Here is a 25,484-nt window from a genome sequence, read left to right on the forward strand (position 1 = left end):
TTGTCTATTTTTTATTTAGGATAAGCAATGATACAGATATCCTCTCCAGACATGTCCACACTAGAGATGGAAACATCCATTGCTTCATCCATTGTATCTACATTGATTCCGCTAAATGGTGTAAGCGAGTTTCTCCCGCCTAATAGTTTAGGTGCGACATAGATCAAGTACTTATCGATGAGTCCTGCCCTTAGGAATGAGGCGTTTACTTCGCTTCCGCCCTCAAGTAAGACATCCGTTATTCCTTTTTTATATAGTTCTTCCATCAGAATTCTCAAATCCAAACCCGCATCTGTTTTTGGAACAATAATGAATTCAATTCCCTTTTCACTTAAGGCAGCAATTTTATCTACAGATGCATTTTCCTGCGTCACAATCACGGTTTTAGCATCCGATACCTGAACAACATTGGCATCTAATGGAACACGGAGTTCACTGTCTAAAATAATTCGTATCGGGTTCTTCCCTCCGCCTTCTGGAAGCCGAGTCGTTAAGGATGGGTTATCAGCCAATACAGTCCCAATACCGATGAGAATAGCATCGACTTCATCACGAAGAAGATGAACGGAATGGCGAGACTCTTCTCCTGTAATCCACTTAGAATGGCCTGTATGGGTCGCAAGCTTGCCATCGAGTGTCATCGCATATTTGGAAATGACAAATGGACGATTTGTTATCATATTGTGAATAAAACGCTCATTCAATCTTTGGGCTTCCTTTTCCAAAACTCCGACTTCCACTTCAATTCCTGCATCCCGAAGAATTGAAATTCCTCTTCCTGCAACTTCAGGGTTTGGGTCTTGTGTAGCCACTACAACTCGACGTACACCTGATTCTTTTACTAAATTAGCACACGGAGGTGTCTTTCCATAATGAGAACATGGCTCAAGAGTGACGTAAAGAGTCGCATCTTTCGCATAATCCCCCGCCATTTTAAACGCATGAACCTCTGCATGCGGCTCACCCGCTTTACGATGGATCCCCGTTCCAGCGATGACACCGTCTTTAACTATAACTGCCCCAACTACTGGATTAGGATTCGTCTTTCCTTTAGCACTGGCCGCTAAATCAAGCGCCAATTTCATGTAATATTGATCATTATTCATAGCCACATTCTCCTTACACAATCAAAGTAGGCTTCTTTTGCGGAATATGCCCGGATTTCTTAACCTTTGTATTCAGATAGAAACTATTATCGTCTGTCAAACCGCCCCAAAGTGGGATATGGTCTTTAGCCGCAAGTCCATGCTTTTTAAGAGCGTTCAACTTTTTCGGGTTATTCGTAATCAAAGTTACTGGATTCTCACGCAGTTCTCTCAATACCCGAATGGCACCCTCATACGACCGTGTGTCGTCTTCAAATCCTAAAGCTTGATTCGCTTCAACAGTGTCATAACCTTCTTGTTGAAGCAAATATGCCAAGGATTTCGAGAACAAGCCTATCCCTCTTCCTTCATGGTCTGCAAGGTAAAAAATAGCGCCGCAACCATGCTCGGCTATCATCTTCATTGATTGGTGAAGCTGGTATCCGCAATCACAGCGTTTACTGCCAAAGATATCCCCTGTGTGACAGATGCTATGCATACGGACTAGTGCATCCTCCGACTTCTGGAAATCACCGTACACCAATACAGAAGATTGCTGACCAAAAGCCAGGTTGGCTTCTGAAAGCGACTCAAGTACTGTTTCCTTTTCGTTCTCAGTGCCATCTAACTGGAGCCATGTATACCATTGAAAAACAGTAGAGAAATCCCCTTGTTCAACTGGAAGATTCACCGGCCCCACAAGGCATAGATCATCTTTCCCTGGAGTTTTAATGATGTTCATTTTATCTATTAAAAGGTCTTTTGTTTGCTTGGTTATATTCATAATAACATCACCTATTTTATAATTTATAGTGAGCCTGCCCCTTACTTTAGGTAAGTAAGTATATTACTATACACTATACCTGTCAATGAATGAGTTTACAAATAATAGTGTGTGTTTTGTTTCTAATTTTCAAGTAGGTTTTTCTCAAACCGCTATCATATCGGCTATCTATAATACATATTTTAACGTATAAAGAAAACGTGTCTATAGATAGACTCAGGAAAGGAAGGCAAGATTTTGGAGGATTTCCCTTATTTTTTATACGACCCTGACCTTTTTCCGATTTGTGACAAGGCAGAGAATATGTATCGAAAATCCGAAGGACCAATGTTCCGCCCCTTCTCGGCCGCTAATCCAGATATGTTAGTTAAATCAGCAAAGTCTTCGCAATCTTTACTACTCGATGTAAAAAAAGTCGTGGATACTTTAGCCACATCCATGCCCTTCTCCACCAGGTTAATGACTGCTGCTCAAGAATCAAAAAAGACTGTCGTGATCGATATGATTCGAAAGACAGGCGTTAAAACCGTACCTGACATCATGTATAGCCCTGATGGAATACGCTTTGATTTCCATCAAATAACAGGTGATGAAACGCGTATCATCGTCAGCTTGAAATGGAGGGATATGTAGGTAATGACCAATCTTTTCAAAAAACCGAAGCCCTTTTTTCGGCTTCGGTTCATTAAGTTCATTTGTTTACGATTCGAAAGTTTCAACTAACAATGCGAGCGTACGTGCCATGACTCCAGTAGCCCCCGCTGTGCATAATTCGGAACTAATCGAGGTCGTGGATGTTCCGGCAATATCCAGATGCACCCATGGAGTTGCTTCGGCAAATTCACCTATAAAGGCACCGCCCATGATTGCATGTCCAGCTCCACCTGGTGAATTATTCAAATCCGCTATTTTACTGTTGCGCACCCGTTCTTTGTCTTTTTCGGTAATTGGCAGACGCCACATCGGCTCTCCCGCTTCCTCTGAGGCTTTAAGGACTTGCTCATAGAATTTCACGTTATTGGTCATTGCACCCGTCATATCCATACCTAGGGCCGTTATAACACCACCAGTTAAGGTTGCAACGTCAACAAGATATTCTGCACCATGATGTTTAGCGTACGTTATAGCATCCGCCAAAACAAGCCGTCCTTCCGCATCAGTATTCAATACCTCAATCGTTTTGCCGCTCATGGCAGTAATCACATCATCCGGCTTAAAGGCATCGCCGCTGATCATGTTATCAGTAGAAGGAATGACAGCTACGACATTTTGATCCGGTCCTAATTCACCTATAATTTCCATTGCACCTAAAACCGCTGCCGCTCCTCCCATATCCGTCTTCATTCCGACGATTCCAGCCTTCGTTTTCAATGAGTAGCCACCAGTATCAAAAGTGATACCTTTTCCCACCAACCCGATAACATCTGTCCATTCTTCTTTGCCTTGATACTTAAGGACAATCATTTTCGGAGGTTCGACCGACCCTTGATTAACTGCAAGAAGAGCACCCATACCTAGCTTGAGCATGTCTTCTTTCTCAAGGATTTCTACTTCAAAACCATAACGTTCACCTAAAGTAGATGAATAGTCAGCTAGATCCTTTGATGTCAACAAATTCCCTGGTGTGTTAACCAATGTTCTGGCTGAATTCGTTGCTCTTCCAAAAATACGGCCAACATGAAGGGCAGCTCCAACTTCTTCGTTATCAAATTCACTATAGACCGTAATTGATTCAATATTTTTTTCAGCCTGATTCGATTTTTGTTTGTAGCCCGCAAACTTATAGGAAGCCAGCTCGAAAGCCTCAGAAAAGGCGTGGGCAGCATCTAGTGCATCTAAGTTTTCAGTCGTAAATGTATCCAATGCTATCGAAAGCGTCGTAAGTTTTGATTTTGCAATTGTTTTACACGATTTACCCAGAGCTTCACGCAACGTTTCAAGGGTAAGCTCTTTATCCTTGCCCAACCCTACAAAGATCAATCTCTTTACACCTAATTTTCCTAATGTATGTATTTTTACAACTGATTTTTTCTTGAAAGAGATTTCACCTGCCTTCACTAATTCAGTAAGTTGACCGGATAATTTCTCATCGGCTTCTTTTCCTATACCGGCAAATTTTATGGGCCGGTCAAAAACGCCTATAATCAGGCATTCTTCGATTACATCTATATTCAAGGAATTTTTTACTGTAAACATTCTGATACCTCCTCCGTTCGATTATCTTTATTATAACGAAATCTTCCGAAATTTTCGAATAAGGACCAATGTTAATAATAATAAGAGATATAGTTTAGAATACCCACCTTTAGAGAAATAGTATAAGAAAGATCATATTTACTCTTACAAGCAGGTAATCGACAGGATTTGATGGAAAGTATAATAAGGGCCAAATCGTCCGATGAAAGAAGCAAGATTACTTATTCACCTTTATATAGATTTCAACGTTATTTTATAATCAGAAAGAAGGCTGATACTTTTGGAATTATTTTTTAACTTCCCTTTAATCGCAGCATTAATTGCCATTTTCTTTGCTCAATTCATTAAAGTACCCATTCATTTTATCGCTTTTCGTAAAGTTAACTGGTCACTTCTTAACTCGACTGGCGGTATGCCAAGCTCTCACTCAGCGGCCGTGTCCGCTCTTACCGTAGCCGTGGGGATAGAAACCGGAATGGACTCCCCGGTCTTTGCCGTTGCTACCATATTCGCCGTCATCACGATGTTTGATGCGACTGGAGTAAGACGGCAGGCAGGAGAACAGGCGGCTGTCTTAAATCAACTCGTAACAGACTTTAATACGTTTGTCGAGCAAGCAAAGAATTGGCAGAAAAAAGCGGAGAAACAGAAACAGCAACAATTAAAGGAACTGCTAGGCCATAAACCTATTGAGGTCTTTTTCGGTGCCTTAACAGGAGTATTCATTGCACTTATTCTTCACTTTTTTATCTTTCAAGGGTAGGTGGTTAACATGAAAATAATCTCTCTTTGCCCAAGCAATACAGAGCTTTGCACATATTTGGGTATTGAAGAACAGCTGATTGCAATTGATGACTATTCAGATTGGCCTGAATCCATTCAGCATCTGCCAAAAGTCGGTCCGGATTTGTCGATAAATATCGAACTCGTAGAATCATTAAAGCCTGATTTGGTGCTGGCTTCACTGAGTGTACCTGGCATGGAAAAAAATATTGAAGGACTAAAGGAAAGAAATCTCCCTTATATTATTTTCAACCCGCAATCGCTTGAAGATATCGCCCAGGACTTGCTGACACTTGGCAAGGCCATTTACGCTAAGGATATAGCAGAGGAACAGGCTGCCAAATTCCGGGCGACTATCTTGCAATATAAAACGATTGCCGACAAAATCGAAACAAAGCCATCCCTATATTGGGAATGGTGGCCTAATCCCCTATTCAGCCCTGGGGGGGTTAACTGGTTAACGGAGATCAGCCGACTGGCCGGTGGGTATAATCTTTTTGAAGAGATAGATATGGCAAGTATTCAGGTTCCTTCCGAAGAGGTCCAAACAAAGAATCCTGATCATATTTGTTTAGCCTGGGTCGGTGTTCCTTTACGAAAAGTAAAACCTGAGCTGGTCAAGAAACGGAAAGGGTGGGCAGAGATAAAGGCTGTCCGAGATAATAACATTCATATTATGGAGGAACCTTTATTCTGCAGGCCTTCTCCTCGTTTACTAGATGGATTGTCAAAGCTGGCTATGACTCTTCACCCTGAGGCCTACAGCGGCATTAGGTAAGTCAATAAAGCATCTGCTATAACAAAAATTACATCAAAAAAGGCTGACTCCCAAGTTGAGTCAACCTTTTTTTAAACTCCTGATTTCCGTCGATTGGAATTTTAATAGTCATCTAGTTAGCTTTTAAAAGGCAAAGGAAGAAACCTTTTTGTTTAATGCCTTTTCGGCAATTTTATGCTTAAAAACCTGCCTAACTTTGGTTTCATTCAACTTGTTTAATTGTGCTTCTGATAAATTTCCATTCCCTTTTTGCACAATATATACTTCTAGGGTTTTCTTTCCCCAGTTTTCATACACATCTTGTACCGTTTCGTAGTATAGATCGAGGTGATTTCCTTTAATCGCTCCACCCTTATCTGCTACTACTCCAAACCCATAACCAGGTATCCAAAGGATGGTGCCTAGCGGAAAAACAGTAAGATCAGCAGCAATGGTGGAAAACAAATCCCTCTTCACCTTCACCCCTGAATATGTAATCCCATAAGATGGGCTTTCCGGATACTTTCCTGTCGACTCATACCCTGCTGTATATCCTGTTGCCAAAACCTCATGCTTAGGATATTTAGAGAGCTCGATTGCCTCTTCAATAGTTGCTGGACTATTGCTCATTGAAGCGGAGGCCGCTAGTGTTGTGACATGGCTCCCTCTATGTACGGCTTTATATTCGAGACCAATCATTCGATTTTGTCTCACAGCATCCTCTAAAGGGTGAACTTCTGACGATGCTCCAAAAACATGATTTAAGGTTGATTCAATAGCTAAGATAAATAATATGATGATAGCAACCCTCAAAAATAATGTCTTTAAAATCTTCATGTATATTTGTTTCACTCCTCTCACAAGGATATTTGTTCCCTTTCCCTAGTGAAAGTATTCATAAAACATAAAAACAATTTTTTATTTTATATACAAAAAATAAAAAAAGACTGCCGATAAATGACAGTCCTTCATATTTAAAACATTTGATATCCTTTATTTCTTAAAGTCTTAATAACGACTCCAGCTAAAACCGCTCCAAGTAATCCACTTGATAAAATTATAATATCCGCAGTATGCAAGGAAGTAAGGTTCGTCCCAAGCTGCGAAAAAGATATCCCCGGATTTCTGAAATATTCGATTAGCTTAGTTTCATTAACTATGATGATGAAAACGATTGGAAATAAGATGACCATGATCCATGAAGAACGAAAGAGCATATTAAGCAAAAAGCCTATACCAAAAAATAATATAAAAAATAAGAGTATTGAGATAATTAAAACAGGCAATGGCATGTTATTCTAGACCCTCCTTTAAAGCAACACTTTTAGTTTACTGAAAACATAATTGGTACGTCAACGACTTAATACCAAATAATACCGAACAAACGATAATTAACCAAATCACATAAATAATTTATACGATGTATATCCAAATTGATTTCCCGGGTTTAACCCGTCCAGCATAGTCTGCATTCTTTCCTTTTTAAAGGCTAATAGTTGTTCTAATAATAAAGATTGCTTGCCTTCCTGTATGAGTAAATCAGGATCATAAAATTTAGCTTCATACAATTCATCCAATTGAGCGGTCACTTCAAAACTAAGCGGCTTAAGTAAAAACACTAACATATTATCACTTATTTCCCCTTTAATGACCCCGCTTCTTACACCTACCATGCCTTCGATTTCTGTATGAATGCCTGTCTCCTCTAACACTTCTCTTATGACAGCTTCATCAACTGTTTCATCATTTTTGACAAAACCGGCAGGAAGAGACCACTGCCCCTTCAACCCGCCGTAACGTTTGTTGACGACCAGCCATTCACCCGTATCGGATATCACAAGACCAGACACAGCCAGCCAAACATTTTTGCAGCGTTCCACCAAATCCCACTTCCCTCTATTTAATTTCCACTATTAGTAGTGTAAACCCATTTTTCCCATAAAACCACAGAGAATGTACAATAGTGAGACAGATACTATCCGTTCATTCAAGGGTTTGACTTAATCAATTTATTAGCATCTATTTGGGATGAGTTCAATAATATGTCTGTAACGTACAAAACTTTATCAATCTAATCTTATACCAATACTTATTTTTCATTGTGTTCCACATCTGAATGGCACATACTCCTCATCTCTCACAGAGTGAGTATCATTATTTCAAGAACACATACTTGCTAAAGATTGAGATGTTTCCATATAATAAAAAAAAAGCCATTCAGGGAAAATCCCCAAACGGCTTTCGGAATATATTTTAAAATTAAAGGACGTTGAATTTACCCTTTTTAGCAACTAGGGAGGCTCCACCAATCATTAATAACGCTCTATTATCAACCATTTTCTTCATAAATGAAGCGGTTTTCCCTGTAACTTTCTTGCCGAATACAACGCCAATCGCATTGTCATCACCAAGTGAACATACAGTTCCTTTGTTTTCGAATGTGAAAGTCTCAAGGTCACTTTGGTTACGTACTAATTTAGTGAGGTTTTTCGCAATAACTTCACCTTGTTGCATAGCGATTTGTGCAGTAGGAGGATATGGACGATTAATTTCTTCGTTGATGATTAATGCACAGTCACCTACAATGAAGATATCGTCATGACCTGGTGCACGCATATCAAGGTTTACTTTAATACGTCCGCGCATTGCTTCAAAGCCAGAAGCTTCAATAACTGAGCTACCACGTACGCCAGCTGCCCATACTACAGTTCCTGCTTTGATTTCTTCTACTTCATCTTCGCCTTTTGCAACGATAATACCTTCAGGAGTAGCACCTTTAATCGGAGTACCGATTTTGAATTCCACACCTTTTTTCTCAAGGTAAGACACAGCATAGTCCACTAATTCTGGATCGAAACCCGGAAGAACAGCTGGTGCTGCTTCTACACAGTACATACGAACTTTTTGGAAATCGATATCGTATTCTTTACAAAGTTCAGGGACACGGTTAGCTAATTCTCCAAGGAATTCGATACCCGTAAATCCTGCTCCACCAACAACGATTGTTAAGCGATCTTCATTTTTCTCAACTTCTGAGCTGTAAGTAGCAAATTGCAATTGAATATGATCACGGATTTCACGTGCAGTGTTTACGTTAGAGATAGAGAAAGCATATTCTTTTAACCCTTGAATTCCGAAAGTTTCAGATTCTGGTCCAAGTCCTACCACAAGGAAATCATAAGAAACTTCGCCGTTTTCAAGAATAACTTTTTTATCTTCTGTTTTAACTTCTAAAACAGAGTCTTGGATGAATTTAACTTTACTGCTGTTGATTACACTTTTGATTGGGTAACGCACACGATCGTGGTGAAGAGTTCCAGCGGATGCTTCATGTAGCCAGGTTGTTTCATAGTGGTAATCATTTTTGTTAACTAATACGATTTCTGCTTCATTTTGACCTAATGCTTTTTGTAAACGAGTAACGGTCATTAATCCACCATAACCTGCTCCTAAAACAACGATAGTTGGCTTTTTCAAAAGTATTCGTCCACCTTTACGATATTTTCTTGTGATGCTTCCCATAACTAAAATCTATTGACTATCCTATAATTTCCATTATAAAAAGCACTCTTATACATTTGTGACTTATTTCACGTACTATTTCAAAATTGTCATAAAAAGTTCATAAAAATTTTACAAAATGATGTCTAAGTAAATATTAGTCGTTTTCCTATCCTTTTTCAAGTAACAATCTGAATTTTTTCTTAATTAAAATACAGATAAAAAATGACACTAATTACTTAGTGGTTATGCAGTATTTTACTACTCTTTTTATAGCAGAAAGAGCACTTTTACCTACTTGACATAGGATAGCGAAGTACATTCTCATTCTATTTATTTAGCATGCCTCTCTTATTGTCGAAACTTTCTTACTTTTTGAATCTTTCTCCGTTTTTTAAAACTTTATCTATGGTAAAATAAGAGAATAAATTTTAGCAAACCTAGTATATCGGAGGGATAACGTTGGAAGTTAATGAAAAAGTTTATGATATTACCATCATTGGCGGAGGCCCAGTCGGACTATTTACTGCATTTTATGGTGGCATGAGACAAGCATCCGTGAAAATCATTGAGAGTCTCCCACAATTAGGCGGGCAATTATCAGCCCTTTATCCTGAGAAATACATTTATGATATCGCAGGTTTCCCTAAAGTACGCGCTCAGGAATTAGTCAATAATTTGAAAGAGCAAATGGCAAAATTTGAACAAACTGTAGTCTTAGAACAATCCGTTAAAGAAGTAGAAAAGCAAGCCGATGGCGTATTCAAGCTAACGACTGATAAAGAAATTCATTATTCTAAAACCATTATTATTACAGCTGGGAATGGAGCATTCCAACCGCGCCGCATCGAAATTGAAGATGCAAAAAAATACGAGAGCAACAACCTGCACTATTTCATCGATGACCTTAATCATTTTGAAGGCAAAAAAGTGGTGGTCTTCGGAGGCGGGGATTCAGCAGTCGACTGGGCACTAATGCTTGAGCCTATCGCTGAGAAGGTAAGTATCGTTCACAGAAGAGATAAGTTCCGTGCCCACGAACATAGTGTAGAAAATCTTAAAAATTCAAAAGTTGAAATAAAAACCCCTTACATACCTGCAGAATTGATTGGTATTGAAAATCAAATCCATACAGTGGTCCTTAAGGATACAAATGGTGAAGATACAGAAACTTTAGAAGTAGATGCAGTTATTGTCAACTACGGTTTCGTTTCTTCTCTGGGTCCCATTAAAGAATGGGGACTTGATATTCAGAAAAATAGCATCTTAGTGAACTCCAGAATGGAAACAAACATCCCCGGAATCTATGCTGCAGGAGATATTGCAACCTATGACGGCAAAGTCAAATTAATTGCAAGTGGTTTTGGCGAGGCTCCAACCGCTGTTAATCACGCTAAGCAATATATTGATCCAAAAGCAAAAGTCCAGCCTATGCACAGCTCCTCTATGTTTTAATAAACAAACTTTCAATACAACGCATGAACCGGCATAATCAAAGCCGGTTTTTTTATTGTCCCCATTTTCCTACTGTGGATAACTATTTTTTTTATGAATTATCCACAGTATTAACCATGTTTTATAACGGGTAGAGAATATTAGTAAAACAGAAAAAAAGAATGCACATATGAATATTTTAATTGCAGGAGCTGATGGAACAACTGGAAAGCATATATTATTGAAGAATTATTGAAGAATTATTGAAGAATTTTCAAAAAATCCACAACTTACAGTGTATGGCATGATCCGGAAAGAAGAACAAGCTCGGACACCCTATACTTGCAGATTTAGGGGGTAATGTGGATAAAACAGTGGATAACATGAAAGCGATCATATTTTCAGCCGGACCCGGACCAAAAACAGGACCCGTTAAAACGACAGCTGTGGATAAGAATAGAGCAATTAAACTAATTGATGCTGCTAAGATGAACGGTATCGATCGTTTTGTAATGATAAGCTCTGATGGTTCTGATAATCCACAACAAGCTCAAGAAACACTTCGCCACTATCTCGAAGCAAAACATGATGCGGATGAACATTTAAAAGCAAGTGGAATGACTTACACCATTGTCCGTCAGTAGCATTGACCAATGACAAAGCTGTGGGCAAAATCACAGCTGAGGAAAAAGTCGACCATCCCCACAAATCAATTCCAAGAGCCGACGTTGCTACAGTTCTTGCTCATTCTGTCACATAGGAAAAAACATTTAATAACACATTTGAGATTTCCAGCGGCAGCCTTCCAATCAAGGAAGCTCTGCACAATATATAAAGTATCGCTTAATTAATAAGCATTAAAAAGGTGAGCACTTTAAAAAGTGCTCACCTTTTTTTCAACAATCAAGATTTTTTAGCAATTCTCCGGTGTACCAGCGTTCTTTGCTGTTTTGAAAGAAGACCCACAACCGCATGACGCGATAGCATTTGGGTTTTCAATTGTAAACCCTCCACCCATCATCGTTTGTTTATAATCAATCACTGTTCCATTCAATATATCTGCATCCTCGTTATCCACAAGGATCTTAATTTCAAACTGTTCCAGCTGGTCATCTTTCTCTCCGGGCTCTTGTTCGAAGCCCATTCCGTAGGATAATCCACTGCAGCCTCCGCCTTTAACAGCCACTCTTAAAAAGGAACCTTCTTCACCATTTTGCTTCATCATTTCTTTTATCTGAAAAGCAGCAGCTTCCGTTATTTGAACAACTTCACTCACAATAAATCCCTCCTTCTTCTGATATGTGAGATAGACTATTTCTCCTTATATTATATACCAAAGAATTTCACCCGCTCAATTTTCCAGCTCGAAAAAATTAATCTTCCATCTCCTATTGTACCAACATTTTATAAAAATTAGGTTATATTAAGGTGTATAGATATAATGAACCAAGCAAATAGTCTTACTCTTAAAAAGGGGGGAATCTTTATCGAAGATTTAAGGCCTCTATATGACAAAAGCATGGAATGTCTTCTGTACCTATTTTATAACAAGCAAAAAGACTACCCCAAAAGGAACAGCCTTTTTGATTGTTATTGATGATTAAAACATTTGATACTCATCAATAAACTTATATATTTTTTCTACCAGTTCATCCGTTGTATCCCCAAAAATTACTTCACCATTTACAAGTGCGTATAAGTTACTGGAACATCTACCACAATGACCCAGACAACCATATTCAATAATATCTAAATTAGGATCGCGTTCTAATCTTTCCAAAGCCTCTTGAGCACCACTGGCTAGATTGCTTACACAAAATTCAATAATCGGATACATTGTTTCACCTCATCGTTATTAACAATACATCTTATTACATCTTCCATATACAGTCAATATTTACGCACAAAAAATAAGCCGATTTTAAGATACCAGTTGTGATTTCCCTTTATATTCGTTATACTTTTGTCGGGGTATGTAAAACAAGAAAATCATTTATTTATTTTTATTCTTATTAAATTGGGGCATATATATTTAATTAAATTTTAAAGGGATTCATTTGGGGGAATCCTATAGTAGGACATTTACTTTTACAAGTGAAATAATTAACAAATTTTTCAAGAGATCAAATAAAGGGGAAAAAAACATATGAAGAATTTAGTCATACTTGGTGGTGGCTATGGTGGTATGCGCATGTTGCAAAGATTGCTGCCTAATCAGCTTCCTGAAAATGTGAGCATCACGCTTATCGACCGTAATCCTTATCACTGCTTAAAAACGGAATATTATGCTTTAGCAGCAGGTACCATTCCTGATCAGCACATCCGTGTTGCATTTCCAGAACATCCTCGCTTGAAGAACGTATACGGAGAAGTACTTTCCATCGATATGGAAAATAAACAAGTTATTTTAGAAAATCAAGAGCCTGTTGTTTATGATGATTTAGTTATTGGCCTTGGCTGCGAAGATAAATACCACAATATTCCTGGTGCAGACACACATACTTATAGTATCCAAACCATTGATAAATCACGTCGCACATATTCAGCATTGAATAATTTAGGTGCTGGTGCAACTGTATCAATAATTGGTGGAGGACTTAGCGGTGTTGAGTTAGCCAGCGAATTGATTGAGAGTCGTTCTGATTTAAATGTTAAGCTATTTGACCGTGGACCACATATTCTATCTGCATTCCCAGAAAGACTAAGTACCTTTGTCGAATCTTGGTTTGATAAACATACAATTGAAATTATTCATCATTCTAATATAACCAAAGTTGAACCAAACCTTCTTTATAATGGCGATGAAGCCGTTCAAAGTGACGTCATCGTCTGGACAGCTGGCATTCAGCCAAGTAAAATAATCCGCGATATGGATATTGAAAAAGACGGTCAAGGTAGAGCAGTACTGACGCCTCAGCATTTCCTTCCATCTAATGATAGCATCTTTGTAGTCGGCGACTGTGCTAGCCTGCCGCATGCACCAAGTGCCCAATTAGCGGAATCACAAGCTGAACAAATCGTCCAAGTCCTTGTAAAAAAATGGGCAAATGAACCACTTCCAGAAAGCTTCCCTACCATGAAATTAAAAGGGACATTGGGCTCTCTTGGGAAGAAACAAGGTTTCGGTCTTGTTGCAAATCGTCCTATTACTGGAAGAGTAGCACGCCTGATGAAATCAGGAATTCTATGGATGTATAAATACCATAACGGTTGATTCAAGATTTCATAAACTGACCCAAGAAGTTGCGACAAGCTTCCAAACGGGTCAGTTTTTTTATTTTCCTTCCATTATATATCACTTAAACTTTATATCCGTATTTCCCCATCACTTCCACCACTTTTTTAAGACGCACATTTCCTTCTGCAACGATTTCATCCTCAATGATGACAAGCGGATAAAATAAATCTTCTTCAATCATCTTTGCTGCAAAGCTTTTTTGCTTAATATTTTCTGGAGGATTAAACATATCGATATACGAAATTTTAAAGTTCTGCTCAGGAAACTTTCTCGTTAAAGCAGCTTCTAGCCACTCACACGTATCTTTCGAAGAGGGAAGATTTACACAACTTGCACAAATCTGTTCCGCCCCATATACTTCTATCTCAATTTCTTTCTTTACCATACTCTTCCTCCTTTATTTTAGTTTTTTAGCTTCATTTCGATAACTTTTTAAAACCATTCACCTGTTCCTAGCTTACTTGAATAAGATAGATTATTTTTCCGCAAGCTACAGTTGGATTTTTTACTATCTTCGCATTATAATATGATTAGGAAAGGAGTCGATTGCAATGTCTGACCAAACAATGGAAGCCCAAGTTCAAGATGTTCTAGATAAGCTTCGTCCGTTTCTTCTTCGTGATGGCGGTGACTGTGAACTAGTTGACGTAGAAGATGGAATTGTAAAATTACGATTACTAGGAGCTTGCGGAAGCTGTCCAAGTTCGACCATTACGCTAAAAGCTGGGATTGAGCGTGCTCTTCTTGAAGAAGTTCCCGGTGTAGTGGAAGTAGAACAAGTTTTCTAATAGCCTTTATAATAACGTATAACGTATATTAGCTAGAGTATCACTTCAGCTAATATACGTTCAACCATTTTAGATACACACAGCCAAGAACCTTTTTTGCCTGTTATAGAAATAAAGCTGACTCCTCTTTCGGTCCTATCAATTGAATTGATACGGCTTTTGAAGGGGTCAGCTTTTTTTATAATTAAAGAGTAAGTATATGAAGCAGATATGGCTCACGATTTAATAAAGTTCAATTCCTTCTTTTCTTCCTCTGATAAGATCGCTGTATGGCTGCCATCGTTATCAATTTGCAACTCTTTCACTTGAAAGTCCGGAAAGATCTCTGTCAAACTTGAAATCACACTGCCTGCTTTTTCGGCAGATACCAAGCATAGAACAGTGGGACCTGCACCACTTAGTGCAGTACCATACGCACCTTCATTAAGGACAACCTCTTCTATTTGTGCTAAATGAGGCACTAGTCCAGCCCTATATGGTTGATGAAAACGATCATTTTGCATCATTTTACCGACAAGATTCCAATCATTCGACAAGATTCCAGCAAGCAAAACATTGGCTGCCGCACTTCCGTTTATCGCTTCTTTATAGGGAAGCGAATTTGGAAGGACATTTCTTGAATCCTCTGTAAGCAATTCAAAATTAGGAATGACTGCAATTACCTTAACGCCCTCAATTGGAAACGAAAGGACATCTGTACTCTCCTCTGTATGCAATCCTACAACCAATCCACCGTAAACAGAGGCCCCTGCATTATCAGGGTGCCCTTCAAAGAGAGAGGCATGTCTATTCTTTTCCTCATCGGATAAATGGAGTTCACCTACCAGGTTTGCTAATTCAATACCTGCTACAATGGCAGATGCACTGCTTCCGAGGCCCCTGGCAAGTGGGATTTCACTTGAAACATAAAGGCGACATGGGGAAAGTTCTTTTCCATAAGAAGCTGCCGTTTTCTTGGCAATTTGAACAATATAATTACTATCATCCCCAGGGAAAACAGACATTTCCTCAGACAGCGGGATGACTTCCCAATGGTCTGATAAAGATCCGTGTACTTCTAAGTAAAGTCCTAGGGCCAGGCCAATTGAATCGAACCCTGGTCCTAAATTGGCCGTACTCGCCGGTACACGGATCAAGAACATCTCAGAATCTGCACTCATGCCTGTTTCACACCTTGCAGATGTTCTAAAATAATCTCTTCATCCATTGGCAGCAACGTTGGTTGAATGGTACTTGTATCAACTGCCACATTCGGATCTTTCAAGCCATTCCCTGTTAGCACCGCTACAATCTTGCTTCCCTTTTTAATTTCACCGCTTTTTAATTGTTTATAAATACCTGCAATAGATGCACATGATGCTGGTTCAGCAAATACTCCTTCTTTTTTCGCAAGGAAATGATAAGCTTCCAGTATTTCTTCGTCGGTCACCTCATCAATTTTACCGTTAGATTCGCTTGCTGCTTCCACAGCGAATTTCCAGCTTGCAGGGTTACCAATACGGATAGCTGTTGCAATTGTTTCAGGATTTTCAATGATAGTGTCCCGAACAATCGCAGCGGCGCCTTCCGCCTCGAACCCTCTCATTTCAGGGAGACCCGTTTGTTTCGTCTCATTATATTCTTTAAACCCTTTCCAGTAAGCAGTAATATTCCCTGCATTTCCAACTGGAAGCGCCAAAATATCAGGTGCCGTGCCTAGGGCGTCACAGATTTCGAACGCGGCCGTCTTCTGGCCTTCAATCCTAAATGGGTTTACCGAGTTCACAAGAGTAATTGGTGAACTCTCACTAAGTGAACGAACGATATTTAATGCTTGGTCAAAATTCCCTTCAATTGAGATAATCTCAGCTCCGTACATAACAGCTTGAGCAAGCTTACCCATTGCAATTTTCCCCTCTGGAATAACGACGATACAGCGTAGGTTAGCACGCGCTGCATAAGCTGCTGCAGCTGCTGATGTATTTCCAGTAGACGCACAGATGATTGTGTCACTGCCCGCCTCGATTGCTTTGGCAACAGCCATGACCATTCCGCGGTCTTTAAACGAACCCGTCGGATTCGCTCCTTCATATTTTACATGCAGGTCGATTCCCCACTCTTCAGATAAACGGTTTAGTTTAATTAAAGGTGTGTTTCCTTCTAATAGGGAAAGTGCAGGTGTATTTTCATTTACAGGTAAAAATTCTTTATATTCACTAATTAGTCCTTGCCAGCTCATTTGATGTTCTCTCCTTCAACTCGGTATGTGCTTTTGACTTCTCTTACCATATTGTAATCATGTAATTTCTGCTTTATTTGTTCAAATGCTGCCAAAGAAGCTGTATGTGTAACCAGTACGATTTCGGAAGATTCTTTTTCATCCAGCGGCAGTTGAAGGATTTTGTCGAATCCAACCCCATGCTCTGCAAATAAATTCGTGATTCTAGCTAAAACGCCCACTTCATCCTGTACATGCAACCGGATAAAGAACTTAGCAAAAATCTCAGTAGCATCTTTTAATTGTTTCGGGTACTGCGGTGAAACAGCACTTCGCCCATTTACACCTAGTCTCATATTCTTGATGACCGTTACCATATCTGAAACAACAGCAGTCGCGGTCGGCAGGCTACCAGCCCCTGGTCCGTAAAACATCGTTTCTCCTACAGCTTCCCCATAAACATATACCGCATTATATTCATTATTTACCGATGCTAATGGATGTGCTTCCGGAAGCAAGGCTGGTTGGACGCTTACTTCAACCCTATCTCCAGCTCTAGAAGCCACTCCAATCAATTTCATTGTATAGCCCAGCTTTTTACTGTATCTCAAATCCTCTTCAGAAATCTCAGTAATCCCCTGTACCTCAACATCATGTAAGCCAATATTCATTGAGAAACCAAGAGTCGATAGAATCGCCATTTTTCGGGCCGCATCCAATCCCCCTACATCAGCTGTTGGATCAGATTCTGCAAATCCTAGCTCTTGTGCTTCCTTTAATACGTCTTCATAGGCTCTGCCTTCTTTGCTCATTTTCGTTAAAATGAAGTTCGTCGTTCCATTGACAATTCCCATCATTTTTGTGATTCGGTCAGAAGATAATCCATCAACAAGACCTCGCAAAATCGGTATTCCCCCTGCAACACTTGCTTCATAGAACAAATCACACTGATTCTCAGTGGCCAATTCCAGCAGTTCCGGACCATATAAGGCCATCAGATCTTTATTAGCCGTTACGATATGCTTTTTATTGTTCAACGCTTCTATTAAATAGCTGCGTGTTTCTTCAATTCCGCCCATTACTTCAATAACTACATCAATCTCAGGATTCGAAAGAATATCCTCTGGATTGGAAGTTAACATACTTTTATCAATATCAACAAGGCGCTCCTTCGTCGTATCCTTGACAAGTATCTTATTAATTGATATTGAACAACCTACTTGATGCATGAGCTTGTCCTGATGACTTTCGATAATTTGTACGACTCCTGATCCGACTGTACCTAACCCCAATAATCCGATCGAGATGGTTTTCATATTTGGTTCCCCCTTAAGAACTGTTTACCTGAAGAAAACATTTGTATTTGTATAGTAGACATTATATGTTTTTTTTATTTAATTATCAATAGTTAGAAAATACAGTCTTCAAGATTTTTTTCTTCTATCCCTTGAAAGAGTAAGATCGAATACCCCTAAATTTTTTATGGGAGAACCATTTTGATGGATATTACTTAACGGATTTCAAGGATTCATTCGTCCCCATAATTATATGTGGGTTTTGCTCGGGATCCATCCATTTCAACAAACTTAGTACATTCTTTTCAGCAGTAGCCGTGCATCCCGCTGTCGGCTTAGTTTCTCCTCTCCATATATGAAGAAAGATTGCACTGCCTTTTCCTTTTTTGATGGGAGTCATATTATAATTGATGACCGCTCCATATTTATAGAGTTCATGGTTCATCCTTTCAAAAGACTTCCATTTATCAGCAGGATTTCCCGTGTAAGTCCTCCACTTGTTATAATCCTTCGAGGTCTGATCATCAATCCAGTAATCATTTTTGGTTGTTTTCTTATATTTCATTTTCATATTTGCCGGCTTCGTTTCACTTCCAAAAGCCGTACCAAATGAATATATTCCAATAGGTGATTTTCCGTCGCCCTCTTTTTTACTCTTAGTAAAGCCGTTCTTCCCAATGACGCCCTCCATCTTCTTTAACGCACGTCGCCATTCGCCTTTTTTCTTCTCATATGTTTGAATTGTCACCTTGGTATCACTCATAGATTTTCCTGTGACAGCTACAACTTGGTTAACATTCTTTCTCGTATCAAATTTCTTCAGAATGGCTTTTTCACTGGAACTGAATACCTCTTTGGCATCTGTCATACTGATATATGCGGTCTTTTTTGAATAGCAAACCTTATACCAGTTTCCAGTTCTCCCACTGACTGATAACTCTTTATTTTTCTTATATGTTTTTAAGGTTTTACTGCCAGCCGACGCCTTTTCTTTCAAATCAGTTGTGCTCTTAATGACAATCTTGAATTGCGTTGCTTCACAACTTGTTTTCGTTTCAGCCTTGGCAGGTATCGATGCTTGGAAGACTAGTAGGAATAAAAGGGTAGCCATCATAATTCTTTTCATGGATTCATCCTTCCTCATCTTGAAGTAAAGTAAATAAATATCAAACTATTCTAAAAAATCTTGTTTTTATCATAACATAGTAAGCAAGGATGAATCATATTTCTTTCCAGTTTTTATCTAAATCCAGTCAATTTGAGGCAAATTATATTGCTTGACCGGGACTTCCGCCAATTCATAAAAATGTTTGAGGAAAGACTCATATTGTTGGGATGATTTCGTAATTGAAGATATCTTATCTTCCAGTTCATTGGATCTTGATTCCGTTGTTTTGGAAAAATACTCTTCGACTGTTTCAAAATAATGAATCGGAAACAGCATTCTCGAATATAACAACCGAGCAGAGAAACTCGAAAACTGCTCTACATTCTGATATTCATGAAAAAAATGCGCAATGCCTCGCTGATAAGTATGTTTGTTTTGAAAATAGTGTTCCCTCACCCATTCTGCCACATCCCTTGTTCCATGGTCGAATACCCAATCAAACGGATTTTTCATCCAATTATTGCTTTTCCAGGTATCATGTAAAAATCGTTCATAGCATACCGTTCCACTGTCGACAAGTTGTGGGGTATCATCAATTTCCGTGTCGACTAAATATTGAATCGCATTTTCACCTAATACCATATAATAGGGAAAGGTTTCTACAAATAATTTTTCAAACTGGTTATCCGGATGGGCGTTCAGCTTATCCTTCCAGATCATTTCTAATTGATCAATCCTTTGTTCCCAGAGCTCTTTCCATTTACCAATTCTTGAACATGTTCGAATCGTTTCATTAATATCTCTCCCACGCTGATGAAATCTCGCTAAACGCCGGCCCGGGTTGAAATTTTTCGGACCTTCCAATGCCTCATTAGCAAGGAGGATAAATAATTGCTCATCCGCTTCCGAAACATAACTGCCATGATTTGCAAGGACAAAGGCTGAAACATGACGATCTCCCTGTGAAATCAGATGCTGAGACATTTTATGACGTTCCACTAATTCCTCTTGTTCCACATTTTCTATTGGAACAATGCTGTAAAACATATTTCCAGAACGAAAGCTAGGAAACCGGCTATTGGCTTCCTCTCGCTCTACTTGTATACCGTAATTATTAAAAATGATTTCTTCTATCATAAAATTGCCCCTTTCATCAAATGGATAAAAATAGAAATATTTGGACATTATATACTTATATATATGTGGAATAACCCGTTTTCTGAATGATTATCGAAACCTTATTAGGAAATAAAAGCATGTTTCAGGATTTTCAGTTTTACCACAGTACTACTAGCGTTAGAACTATCCCTTAAAATATAGAGAAATGGGTGAAGACCATGGCTAATATTGAACAATCAATATCTGAACAAACGGCTCGAAGATGGCTAAGTGAACGGGGAGTGAAACTAGAGGATATTGCAGAGCTTGTCATGTATCTGCAAAAAAGCTACCATGAAAATCTTCAAATGTCTGATTGCCTTCACAATGTCGAACGGGTAATCTCTAAACGCGAGGTCCAAAATGCTATCTTAACCGGCATACAGTTGGATATTTTAGCTGAGAAAAAATTGCTTGAAGAGCCTCTACAAAGCATCATTGAAATAGATGAAGGACTATATGGAGTCGATGAGATATTAGCCTTATCGATTGTAAATGTGTATGGATCTATCGGTTTTACGAATTATGGATTTATCGACAAGCAAAAACCCGGTATCTTGAAATATTTAAACGATAAAAGCACAGGTAAGGTCCATACTTTTTTAGACGATATCGTCGGTGCTATTGCTGCTGCCGCATCAAGCCGACTTGCCCATCGAACTAAAAATGTTGAATAGTGGACACCACCTTTAAACAATCGGAGATAAATTTTTTCATCTCCACAAATTCCCCTTAATTTTGAATATATGCTGAAATTTTATGATACATCTAAATTCCAGTTCCATAAAAAAATCCAGGGCTGCTTTCGCAGGCCTGGATTTTTTTATTCGAAGTGCCATAGGTCGAGCGTGTCCACCACATATGTAGGCTGCTTCTCATATTGCTCTAAGCGTTCTTTTGTTGTTACACCTGTATGTACAAGTAATGTATCGATACCTGCGTTAAGGCCAGCCAAAATATCCGTATCATAATTGTCGCCGACCATGATTGTTTCTTCTTTTGGTACACCCAATACTCTTAGCGCCTGCTCTACTATGACGGATTCAGGTTTTCCAATGAATATCGGCTGTACCTGAGTAGAAACAGAGACAACGGACGTCAACGCGCCATTTCCCGGTAATAGACCCTGTTCAGTAGGGATGGCAATATCACCATTAGTTGAAATGAAAATGGCGCCATTTCTCACTGCAAGACAAGCTTTTGACAGTTTTTCGTAATTAACGCCACGGTCGATACCCATCACAAGAAAGTCAGGAGATTCATCAACAAGATTCATTCCCTTTTCCTTAAGAGCCTCGATAATGCCTTCTTCACCAACTACATAAACGGATGCATCTTCTTTTTGTTCAGCAATGTAATTCGCTGTAGCCATACTTGTCGTGAATACCTGGTCATCTTCAGTTGAAATACCAATGCTTCTTAATTTATCCGCTACCTGTGCCGGAGTCCGGGAAGAGTTATTGGTTACGAATAAATAAGGGATATCTCTTTTTCTTAGTTCATTAATAAAACCTGCTGCTTCTGCAATTTGTTCGGTTCCACGGTACATCGTGCCATCTAAATCAATTAAATATCCTTTGTACGATTTCATTTGAATTCCCCCTTACCTAACCAAACTAATTTTTAAAAGCTGAAACAGGACCCAATTCGTTTGTTAAATAGTTTCTTACCAAATCAGGGAATTGTTTAAATGCCTCTATGTTTTCCTCGAATACGGAAAGTAGTTCTTGATGGTTCACTTCAATGAAATCCTGAACTAGCATTTTTCTTAGCGGCAGCACCTTTTTAAATTGTATGGCGATAACTTCGGAAATGACTTTTTCATCATGAAGGATATCAATAATATCTTCGTAACTGCCTGGATCACGCATAATAAAACCATCAATTACTGCATTCCCTACATCCAACACAGAATCGATGGAAGTGTGTATGAGCCTTTCGACGATAAGCTCCGAAAGGTCTCCATCCCAATTATCTTGCCCTTCAAAAAGCCCAAGCTGTTTTTCAAGAAATCCTAAAATCTGTTCAATTTTTTGTCGGTCTACAAAGTACATTCTTTCCAGATCCTTTCTGATCTAAGATGACACATGAATTTTATCTACAGTTGAAGGTCTAGCCTAGTAATAGCCCCGTACCAAATCAACCTTATACCTTGATAATACCATAGCTTCTCCAATACTCTCAATTCCTTGGGCTACAACTACTGACCCATTCTCTTTGGCAATCATGTAATTTGGTCATTTCATCAGAAATTTCATACTAAATACTCTCTCTAAAAAAGTAGTACCTCCATAGTACTCCAAAAATGTCTGTTCCCCTATTGCAGTCACTTTGTTATGATGGAACTACCAAAATGCAGATATGAAGGGGATGATAATGTGGAAGAACGTTTTTATTTATACAATGACGTGGTTGACTCCAAAACCCGGTTTATAAGTTTTATGGGTGAGGAATCAAGATTTGATTTGGCCATTACGACTACCGACCGCTTTTATGGCAAGAAGCTTGTATTAAACATGCAGAGTAACCGTTTCGCGATTATTGGACCGGATGATTTAGAAGAGGAAGGCTATCTTGAACATGCATTTCAGTTAACAGAAGCGGAAGCAGAGGAACTAAGTCACTTTTTAATGGAAATCGTATAAATGCTAAAGTTTTTTTCTTTAACGGGAAAACCTACTGAATGTACGATTACATGAGGAGGGTTTACCTTGGAAAAAGAAGAGGAAACATACCACGATTTCTCCAATGTTGAAAAGCAGCGGGATTTTTTACTTCCTGAAGAATTTCCCGAAGGACCTTTTGGATCCACAATAGCACAAGATGCCCCTGTCGAGAATAAAAGTACACCATGGCAGGAAGGACAACGATCTCAAAGTGCCTTTAATTTTGAAAATAAATCATTGCACGAAGACTTACCGCGCAAATATCCTGGTGCTCATCCGACACATGATGATCCGGAAAAGCATGAACAGCCTCCTTATGAAGGATATGGAAGCTCTTAAAGTTAAAGGCCAGAATGCATTCTGGCCTTTTTTATTTCTTTATTTTTTTCACAACAAAATATGGACAGCCAAAATTGCAGTACTCATATAAATATTCGCTGAGCGTACTTATTTTTGTATCGAAGGTTGCTTTCTGATTAGAATCATCAAAAAATCCGCGCAGTCTCAATTGACCGTAACCCCAATCCCCTACGATAAAATCATACTTCGTTAAAATCTCACTATATCTGGCTTTAAACGCTTCTTCGTTATAACCTTCTCTTTCATCTTCGATTATTTCATAGGTCAGGTTATTGATGTTAATCATTCATTTCACCTCTCAAAAATACATTCCTTCTTTAAATTATAACTGATTCCCCATCAATTACTAAGCGAAAATTAGAGAAATATGTTCATCCTAAGGTTACAGGGGGTGTTTTTTAATGAAAAAAACAATAATAGCAGTAGGTTTAAGTTCAATTATTGCACTAACCGGCTGTGCTACCAATAAAGATAAAGATCAAGGTATGGGTCCCAACAATAATGCCGATAATCCTACAAATGTAAATAATCCAACTCAATATTATGACGAGGATTATCGTAATCATGACAACAAAAGTGATGATTTTGGTTTTACCCGCACCAATAAAACGACCATTAAGGGCCGTAACATTTCTAATAAAACAGCTACCGTTGACCGTGAACAATTGGCTGATATTATTTCAACACTAAGCGTTCAGCTTCCAAATGTCAATGATGCCGCTACCCTCGTAACTGATGAGGAAGTTCTTGTCGTATATGATACAAATACCAAGAATCGAACCGACACCGCGGACCAAGTGAAGCGTACGGCAATGTCTATCGTCCCTCGCTACTATCATGTTTATGTCAGTGATGATCCAACACTTGCCCAAAATGTTGAAAACTTCGCAACACTGCAGTCCGACAGCAAAGGTGTCGACTATACTATCGAAGAGACCATTAAACGCATGCTAAAGTCACCTCAAGGACACAAAATGAGCGATGTGGAAAACGAGAACGGTGAAATGGTTAACGATAAAGGGGATCATCATGATAACATCCAACAAAAAACGGACAATTTTTAATTATCTAATTTACTGATTAAGCAAATGATAAAATGAAAGGACCGAATATTTTCGGTCCTTATTTCTTTCTATTTCAATAATTCTTCACCTTTAATTTGCTTATGTTTTGCTGCGGCATTAACCTGTTCATCTGCATGATAAGAAGAACGGACAAGCGGACCGGATTCACAATGACTGAAGCCTTTTTCCAGTGCCCTCTCTTTCAATTCATTGAACTCTTCTGGTGTGTAGTATTTCAACACCTTTAAATGTTTTTTAGTCGGTTGTAGATACTGGCCGATCGTCATGATATCCACATTATTCGCCCTTAGGTCATCCATTGTTTCAAGGATTTCCTCCCTCGTTTCACCTAAGCCGACCATTAAACTCGACTTCGTTGGAATCTCAGGATACATCTCCTTGGCTCTTCTTAAAAGCTCCAAAGAACGTTCATATTTAGCTTGCGCTCGCACTCGGTCGGAAAGGCTTCTGACTGTCTCTATATTGTGGTTCAGAATGTCAGGTTTAGCATCCATCAATATCTTGATATTATCATACACTCCGCCCATATCTGATGGTAATACCTCAATCGATGTAAATGGATTTTTGCGTCGGATAGCACGAACCGTTTCAGCGAAAACTTCAGCGCCACCATCCTTTAAATCATCACGGGCAACAGCCGTAATTACAACATGTTTTAAATTCATCAATACAACGGAATCTGCAACGCGTTCAGGTTCAGCCCAATCTAATTCGTTTGGACGTCCAGTTGTAACAGCACAAAAGCGGCACGCTCTTGTACAGATTTCACCTAAAATCATAAATGTGGCTGTTCGTCTAACTGCCCAGCATTCATGAATATTCGGACATTTTGCTTCTTCACAAACAGTATGCAGATTTTTCTCCCGCATCATATTTTTTAAACCAATGTAATTTTCATTGGTATTAAGCTTTATTTTTAACCAATCTGGTTTACGAAGAATTTCTTTATTTGTAGCAGACATGAAAATGTCACTCCATTCTATAGAAATTAACACACCCTACTTTAACAATAATAATACATTTAGACAAGTTATAGTGAGTTTCCCATC

At 38.9% G+C, this 25,484-nt stretch carries 31 protein-coding genes; 12 read left to right on the plus strand and 19 right to left on the minus strand.

All coding sequences use genetic code 11. The annotated features are described in order from the left end of the window. Nucleotides 1-11: 11 nt before the first annotated feature. Together ribD and RE409_RS25230 are read right to left on the minus strand one after the other, a co-directional pair. Nucleotides 12-1,106: a bifunctional diaminohydroxyphosphoribosylaminopyrimidine deaminase/5-amino-6-(5-phosphoribosylamino)uracil reductase RibD gene (gene ribD / locus RE409_RS25225; protein WP_056524761.1), complete on the minus strand. Its 1,095-nt coding sequence runs from the start codon at nt 1,104-1,106 to the stop codon at nt 12-14. 13 nt (nt 1,107-1,119) lie between these two features. After that, complete coding sequence (locus tag RE409_RS25230; RefSeq protein ID WP_201222737.1) at nt 1,120-1,869, minus strand: GTP cyclohydrolase II; 750 nt, start codon at nt 1,867-1,869, stop codon at nt 1,120-1,122. 237 nt (nt 1,870-2,106) lie between these two features. Between RE409_RS25230 and RE409_RS25235 the strand changes: the two genes are divergently transcribed. Then, nucleotides 2,107-2,502, plus strand: a complete 396-nt coding sequence (locus tag RE409_RS25235) for a YuzC family spore coat inner layer protein (protein WP_201187188.1) — start codon at nt 2,107-2,109, stop codon at nt 2,500-2,502. Between the two features lie 66 nt (nt 2,503-2,568). Here the strand turns inward: RE409_RS25235 and RE409_RS25240 are convergent, their stop codons facing one another. Beyond that, nucleotides 2,569-4,065, minus strand: coding sequence for a leucyl aminopeptidase (locus RE409_RS25240; RefSeq protein ID WP_201187190.1), 1,497 nt, complete (start codon nt 4,063-4,065; stop codon nt 2,569-2,571). Between the two features lie 280 nt (nt 4,066-4,345). Here RE409_RS25240 and RE409_RS25245 point away from each other — a divergent pair, with 280 nt between their 5' ends. Next, nucleotides 4,346-4,828: a divergent PAP2 family protein gene (locus tag RE409_RS25245; RefSeq protein WP_201187192.1), complete on the plus strand. Its 483-nt coding sequence runs from the start codon at nt 4,346-4,348 to the stop codon at nt 4,826-4,828. Between the two features lie 9 nt (nt 4,829-4,837). Then, the gene (locus RE409_RS25250; protein WP_201250290.1) at nt 4,838-5,626 is read left to right on the plus strand and encodes a cobalamin-binding protein; all 789 of its coding nucleotides are present in this window, start codon (nt 4,838-4,840) and stop codon (nt 5,624-5,626) included. Nucleotides 5,627-5,749: 123 nt separating this feature from the next. Here RE409_RS25250 and RE409_RS25255 read toward each other — a convergent pair whose 3' ends face one another. The 4 genes from RE409_RS25255 to RE409_RS25270 all read right to left on the minus strand — a co-directional run bounded on the left by RE409_RS25255 (nt 5,750) and on the right by RE409_RS25270 (nt 9,082). Beyond that, complete coding sequence (locus RE409_RS25255; protein ID WP_201250289.1) at nt 5,750-6,442, minus strand: 3D domain-containing protein; 693 nt, start codon at nt 6,440-6,442, stop codon at nt 5,750-5,752. A gap of 137 nt (nt 6,443-6,579) precedes the next feature. After that, the gene (locus RE409_RS25260; RefSeq protein ID WP_056524740.1) at nt 6,580-6,897 is read right to left on the minus strand and encodes a YuiB family protein; all 318 of its coding nucleotides are present in this window, start codon (nt 6,895-6,897) and stop codon (nt 6,580-6,582) included. A gap of 108 nt (nt 6,898-7,005) precedes the next feature. Continuing rightward, complete coding sequence (locus RE409_RS25265; protein ID WP_176527503.1) at nt 7,006-7,485, minus strand: NUDIX domain-containing protein; 480 nt, start codon at nt 7,483-7,485, stop codon at nt 7,006-7,008. Nucleotides 7,486-7,864: 379 nt separating this feature from the next. Beyond that, nucleotides 7,865-9,082 (minus strand): NAD(P)/FAD-dependent oxidoreductase, encoded by a 1,218-nt coding sequence (locus RE409_RS25270; RefSeq protein ID WP_201187196.1) that lies wholly within the window; start codon nt 9,080-9,082, stop codon nt 7,865-7,867. A gap of 486 nt (nt 9,083-9,568) precedes the next feature. Between RE409_RS25270 and RE409_RS25275 the strand changes: the two genes are divergently transcribed. The 3 genes from RE409_RS25275 to RE409_RS25285 all read left to right on the plus strand — a co-directional run bounded on the left by RE409_RS25275 (nt 9,569) and on the right by RE409_RS25285 (nt 11,300). Beyond that, nucleotides 9,569-10,561, plus strand: coding sequence for an NAD(P)/FAD-dependent oxidoreductase (locus tag RE409_RS25275; RefSeq protein ID WP_201187198.1), 993 nt, complete (start codon nt 9,569-9,571; stop codon nt 10,559-10,561). Nucleotides 10,562-10,902: 341 nt separating this feature from the next. Next, nucleotides 10,903-11,184 (plus strand): NAD(P)H-binding protein, encoded by a 282-nt coding sequence (locus tag RE409_RS25280; RefSeq protein ID WP_201187200.1) that lies wholly within the window; start codon nt 10,903-10,905, stop codon nt 11,182-11,184. A gap of 2 nt (nt 11,185-11,186) precedes the next feature. Further along, nucleotides 11,187-11,300: an SDR family oxidoreductase gene (locus tag RE409_RS25285; RefSeq protein WP_242486073.1), complete on the plus strand. Its 114-nt coding sequence runs from the start codon at nt 11,187-11,189 to the stop codon at nt 11,298-11,300. Nucleotides 11,301-11,453: 153 nt separating this feature from the next. Here RE409_RS25285 and RE409_RS25290 read toward each other — a convergent pair whose 3' ends face one another. Both RE409_RS25290 and RE409_RS25295 read right to left on the minus strand, forming a co-directional pair. After that, complete coding sequence (locus RE409_RS25290) at nt 11,454-11,816, minus strand: HesB/IscA family protein (RefSeq protein WP_056524722.1); 363 nt, start codon at nt 11,814-11,816, stop codon at nt 11,454-11,456. A 324-nt stretch (nt 11,817-12,140) separates the two neighbouring features. After that, on the minus strand, nt 12,141-12,377 hold the full coding sequence (locus RE409_RS25295; RefSeq protein ID WP_053348713.1) for a YuzB family protein: 237 nt from the start codon (nt 12,375-12,377) through the stop codon (nt 12,141-12,143). A gap of 309 nt (nt 12,378-12,686) precedes the next feature. Here RE409_RS25295 and RE409_RS25300 point away from each other — a divergent pair, with 309 nt between their 5' ends. Next, nucleotides 12,687-13,754, plus strand: a complete 1,068-nt coding sequence (locus tag RE409_RS25300; protein ID WP_053348712.1) for an NAD(P)/FAD-dependent oxidoreductase — start codon at nt 12,687-12,689, stop codon at nt 13,752-13,754. Nucleotides 13,755-13,839: 85 nt separating this feature from the next. On the opposite strand, the gene RE409_RS25305 is transcribed toward RE409_RS25300, so the two are convergent. Next, nucleotides 13,840-14,163 (minus strand): YuzD family protein, encoded by a 324-nt coding sequence (locus RE409_RS25305; protein ID WP_201187203.1) that lies wholly within the window; start codon nt 14,161-14,163, stop codon nt 13,840-13,842. A gap of 166 nt (nt 14,164-14,329) precedes the next feature. On the opposite strand from RE409_RS25305, the gene RE409_RS25310 reads away from it, so the two are divergent. Next, nucleotides 14,330-14,566 (plus strand): NifU family protein, encoded by a 237-nt coding sequence (locus tag RE409_RS25310; RefSeq protein ID WP_053348710.1) that lies wholly within the window; start codon nt 14,330-14,332, stop codon nt 14,564-14,566. Between the two features lie 215 nt (nt 14,567-14,781). Here RE409_RS25310 and thrB read toward each other — a convergent pair whose 3' ends face one another. The 5 genes from thrB to yutH form a co-directional block, all read right to left on the minus strand. Further along, on the minus strand, nt 14,782-15,726 hold the full coding sequence (gene thrB, locus RE409_RS25315; RefSeq protein ID WP_201254067.1) for a homoserine kinase: 945 nt from the start codon (nt 15,724-15,726) through the stop codon (nt 14,782-14,784). After that, complete coding sequence (thrC, locus tag RE409_RS25320; protein WP_056524710.1) at nt 15,723-16,784, minus strand: threonine synthase; 1,062 nt, start codon at nt 16,782-16,784, stop codon at nt 15,723-15,725. The genes thrB and thrC overlap by 4 nt, the downstream gene beginning before the upstream one ends. Beyond that, nucleotides 16,781-18,079, minus strand: a complete 1,299-nt coding sequence (locus RE409_RS25325) for a homoserine dehydrogenase (RefSeq protein WP_057215288.1) — start codon at nt 18,077-18,079, stop codon at nt 16,781-16,783. The genes thrC and RE409_RS25325 overlap by 4 nt, the downstream gene beginning before the upstream one ends. A 190-nt stretch (nt 18,080-18,269) precedes the next feature. After that, a complete protein-coding gene (locus RE409_RS25330) occupies nt 18,270-19,184 on the minus strand; it encodes a L,D-transpeptidase family protein (RefSeq protein ID WP_309558254.1) in 915 nt (304 codons plus the stop codon). 117 nt (nt 19,185-19,301) lie between these two features. After that, nucleotides 19,302-20,303: a spore coat putative kinase YutH gene (gene yutH, locus RE409_RS25335; RefSeq protein WP_056524703.1), complete on the minus strand. Its 1,002-nt coding sequence runs from the start codon at nt 20,301-20,303 to the stop codon at nt 19,302-19,304. A gap of 200 nt (nt 20,304-20,503) precedes the next feature. Here yutH and RE409_RS25340 point away from each other — a divergent pair, with 200 nt between their 5' ends. Beyond that, nucleotides 20,504-21,001, plus strand: a complete 498-nt coding sequence (locus tag RE409_RS25340; RefSeq protein WP_201187205.1) for a phosphatidylglycerophosphatase A family protein — start codon at nt 20,504-20,506, stop codon at nt 20,999-21,001. A 146-nt stretch (nt 21,002-21,147) separates the two neighbouring features. On the opposite strand, the gene RE409_RS25345 is transcribed toward RE409_RS25340, so the two are convergent. Both RE409_RS25345 and RE409_RS25350 read right to left on the minus strand, forming a co-directional pair. Further along, nucleotides 21,148-21,915, minus strand: a complete 768-nt coding sequence (locus RE409_RS25345) for a TIGR01457 family HAD-type hydrolase (protein WP_201187206.1) — start codon at nt 21,913-21,915, stop codon at nt 21,148-21,150. Nucleotides 21,916-21,940: 25 nt separating this feature from the next. Beyond that, the gene (locus RE409_RS25350; RefSeq protein ID WP_201187207.1) at nt 21,941-22,378 is read right to left on the minus strand and encodes a DUF86 domain-containing protein; all 438 of its coding nucleotides are present in this window, start codon (nt 22,376-22,378) and stop codon (nt 21,941-21,943) included. A gap of 324 nt (nt 22,379-22,702) precedes the next feature. Here RE409_RS25350 and RE409_RS25355 point away from each other — a divergent pair, with 324 nt between their 5' ends. Both RE409_RS25355 and RE409_RS25360 read left to right on the plus strand, forming a co-directional pair. Next, nucleotides 22,703-22,969, plus strand: a complete 267-nt coding sequence (locus RE409_RS25355; RefSeq protein WP_053348702.1) for a DUF3055 domain-containing protein — start codon at nt 22,703-22,705, stop codon at nt 22,967-22,969. Between the two features lie 66 nt (nt 22,970-23,035). Then, a complete protein-coding gene (locus RE409_RS25360; protein WP_201187208.1) occupies nt 23,036-23,329 on the plus strand; it encodes a cytosolic protein in 294 nt (97 codons plus the stop codon). A 31-nt stretch (nt 23,330-23,360) separates the two neighbouring features. On the opposite strand, the gene RE409_RS25365 is transcribed toward RE409_RS25360, so the two are convergent. Then, complete coding sequence (locus RE409_RS25365) at nt 23,361-23,636, minus strand: YutD family protein (protein ID WP_053348700.1); 276 nt, start codon at nt 23,634-23,636, stop codon at nt 23,361-23,363. A 115-nt stretch (nt 23,637-23,751) separates the two neighbouring features. Here RE409_RS25365 and RE409_RS25370 point away from each other — a divergent pair, with 115 nt between their 5' ends. Then, nucleotides 23,752-24,414 (plus strand): YhcN/YlaJ family sporulation lipoprotein, encoded by a 663-nt coding sequence (locus tag RE409_RS25370; protein ID WP_201187210.1) that lies wholly within the window; start codon nt 23,752-23,754, stop codon nt 24,412-24,414. Between the two features lie 68 nt (nt 24,415-24,482). On the opposite strand, the gene lipA is transcribed toward RE409_RS25370, so the two are convergent. Next, a complete protein-coding gene (lipA, locus tag RE409_RS25375) occupies nt 24,483-25,397 on the minus strand; it encodes a lipoyl synthase (RefSeq protein ID WP_053348698.1) in 915 nt (304 codons plus the stop codon). Nucleotides 25,398-25,484 lie beyond the last annotated feature (87 nt).

The sequence above is a fragment of the Peribacillus sp. R9-11 genome, from assembly GCF_031345095.1.
GTDB classification, from domain to species: Bacteria; Bacillota; Bacilli; order Bacillales; family DSM-1321; genus Peribacillus; species Peribacillus butanolivorans.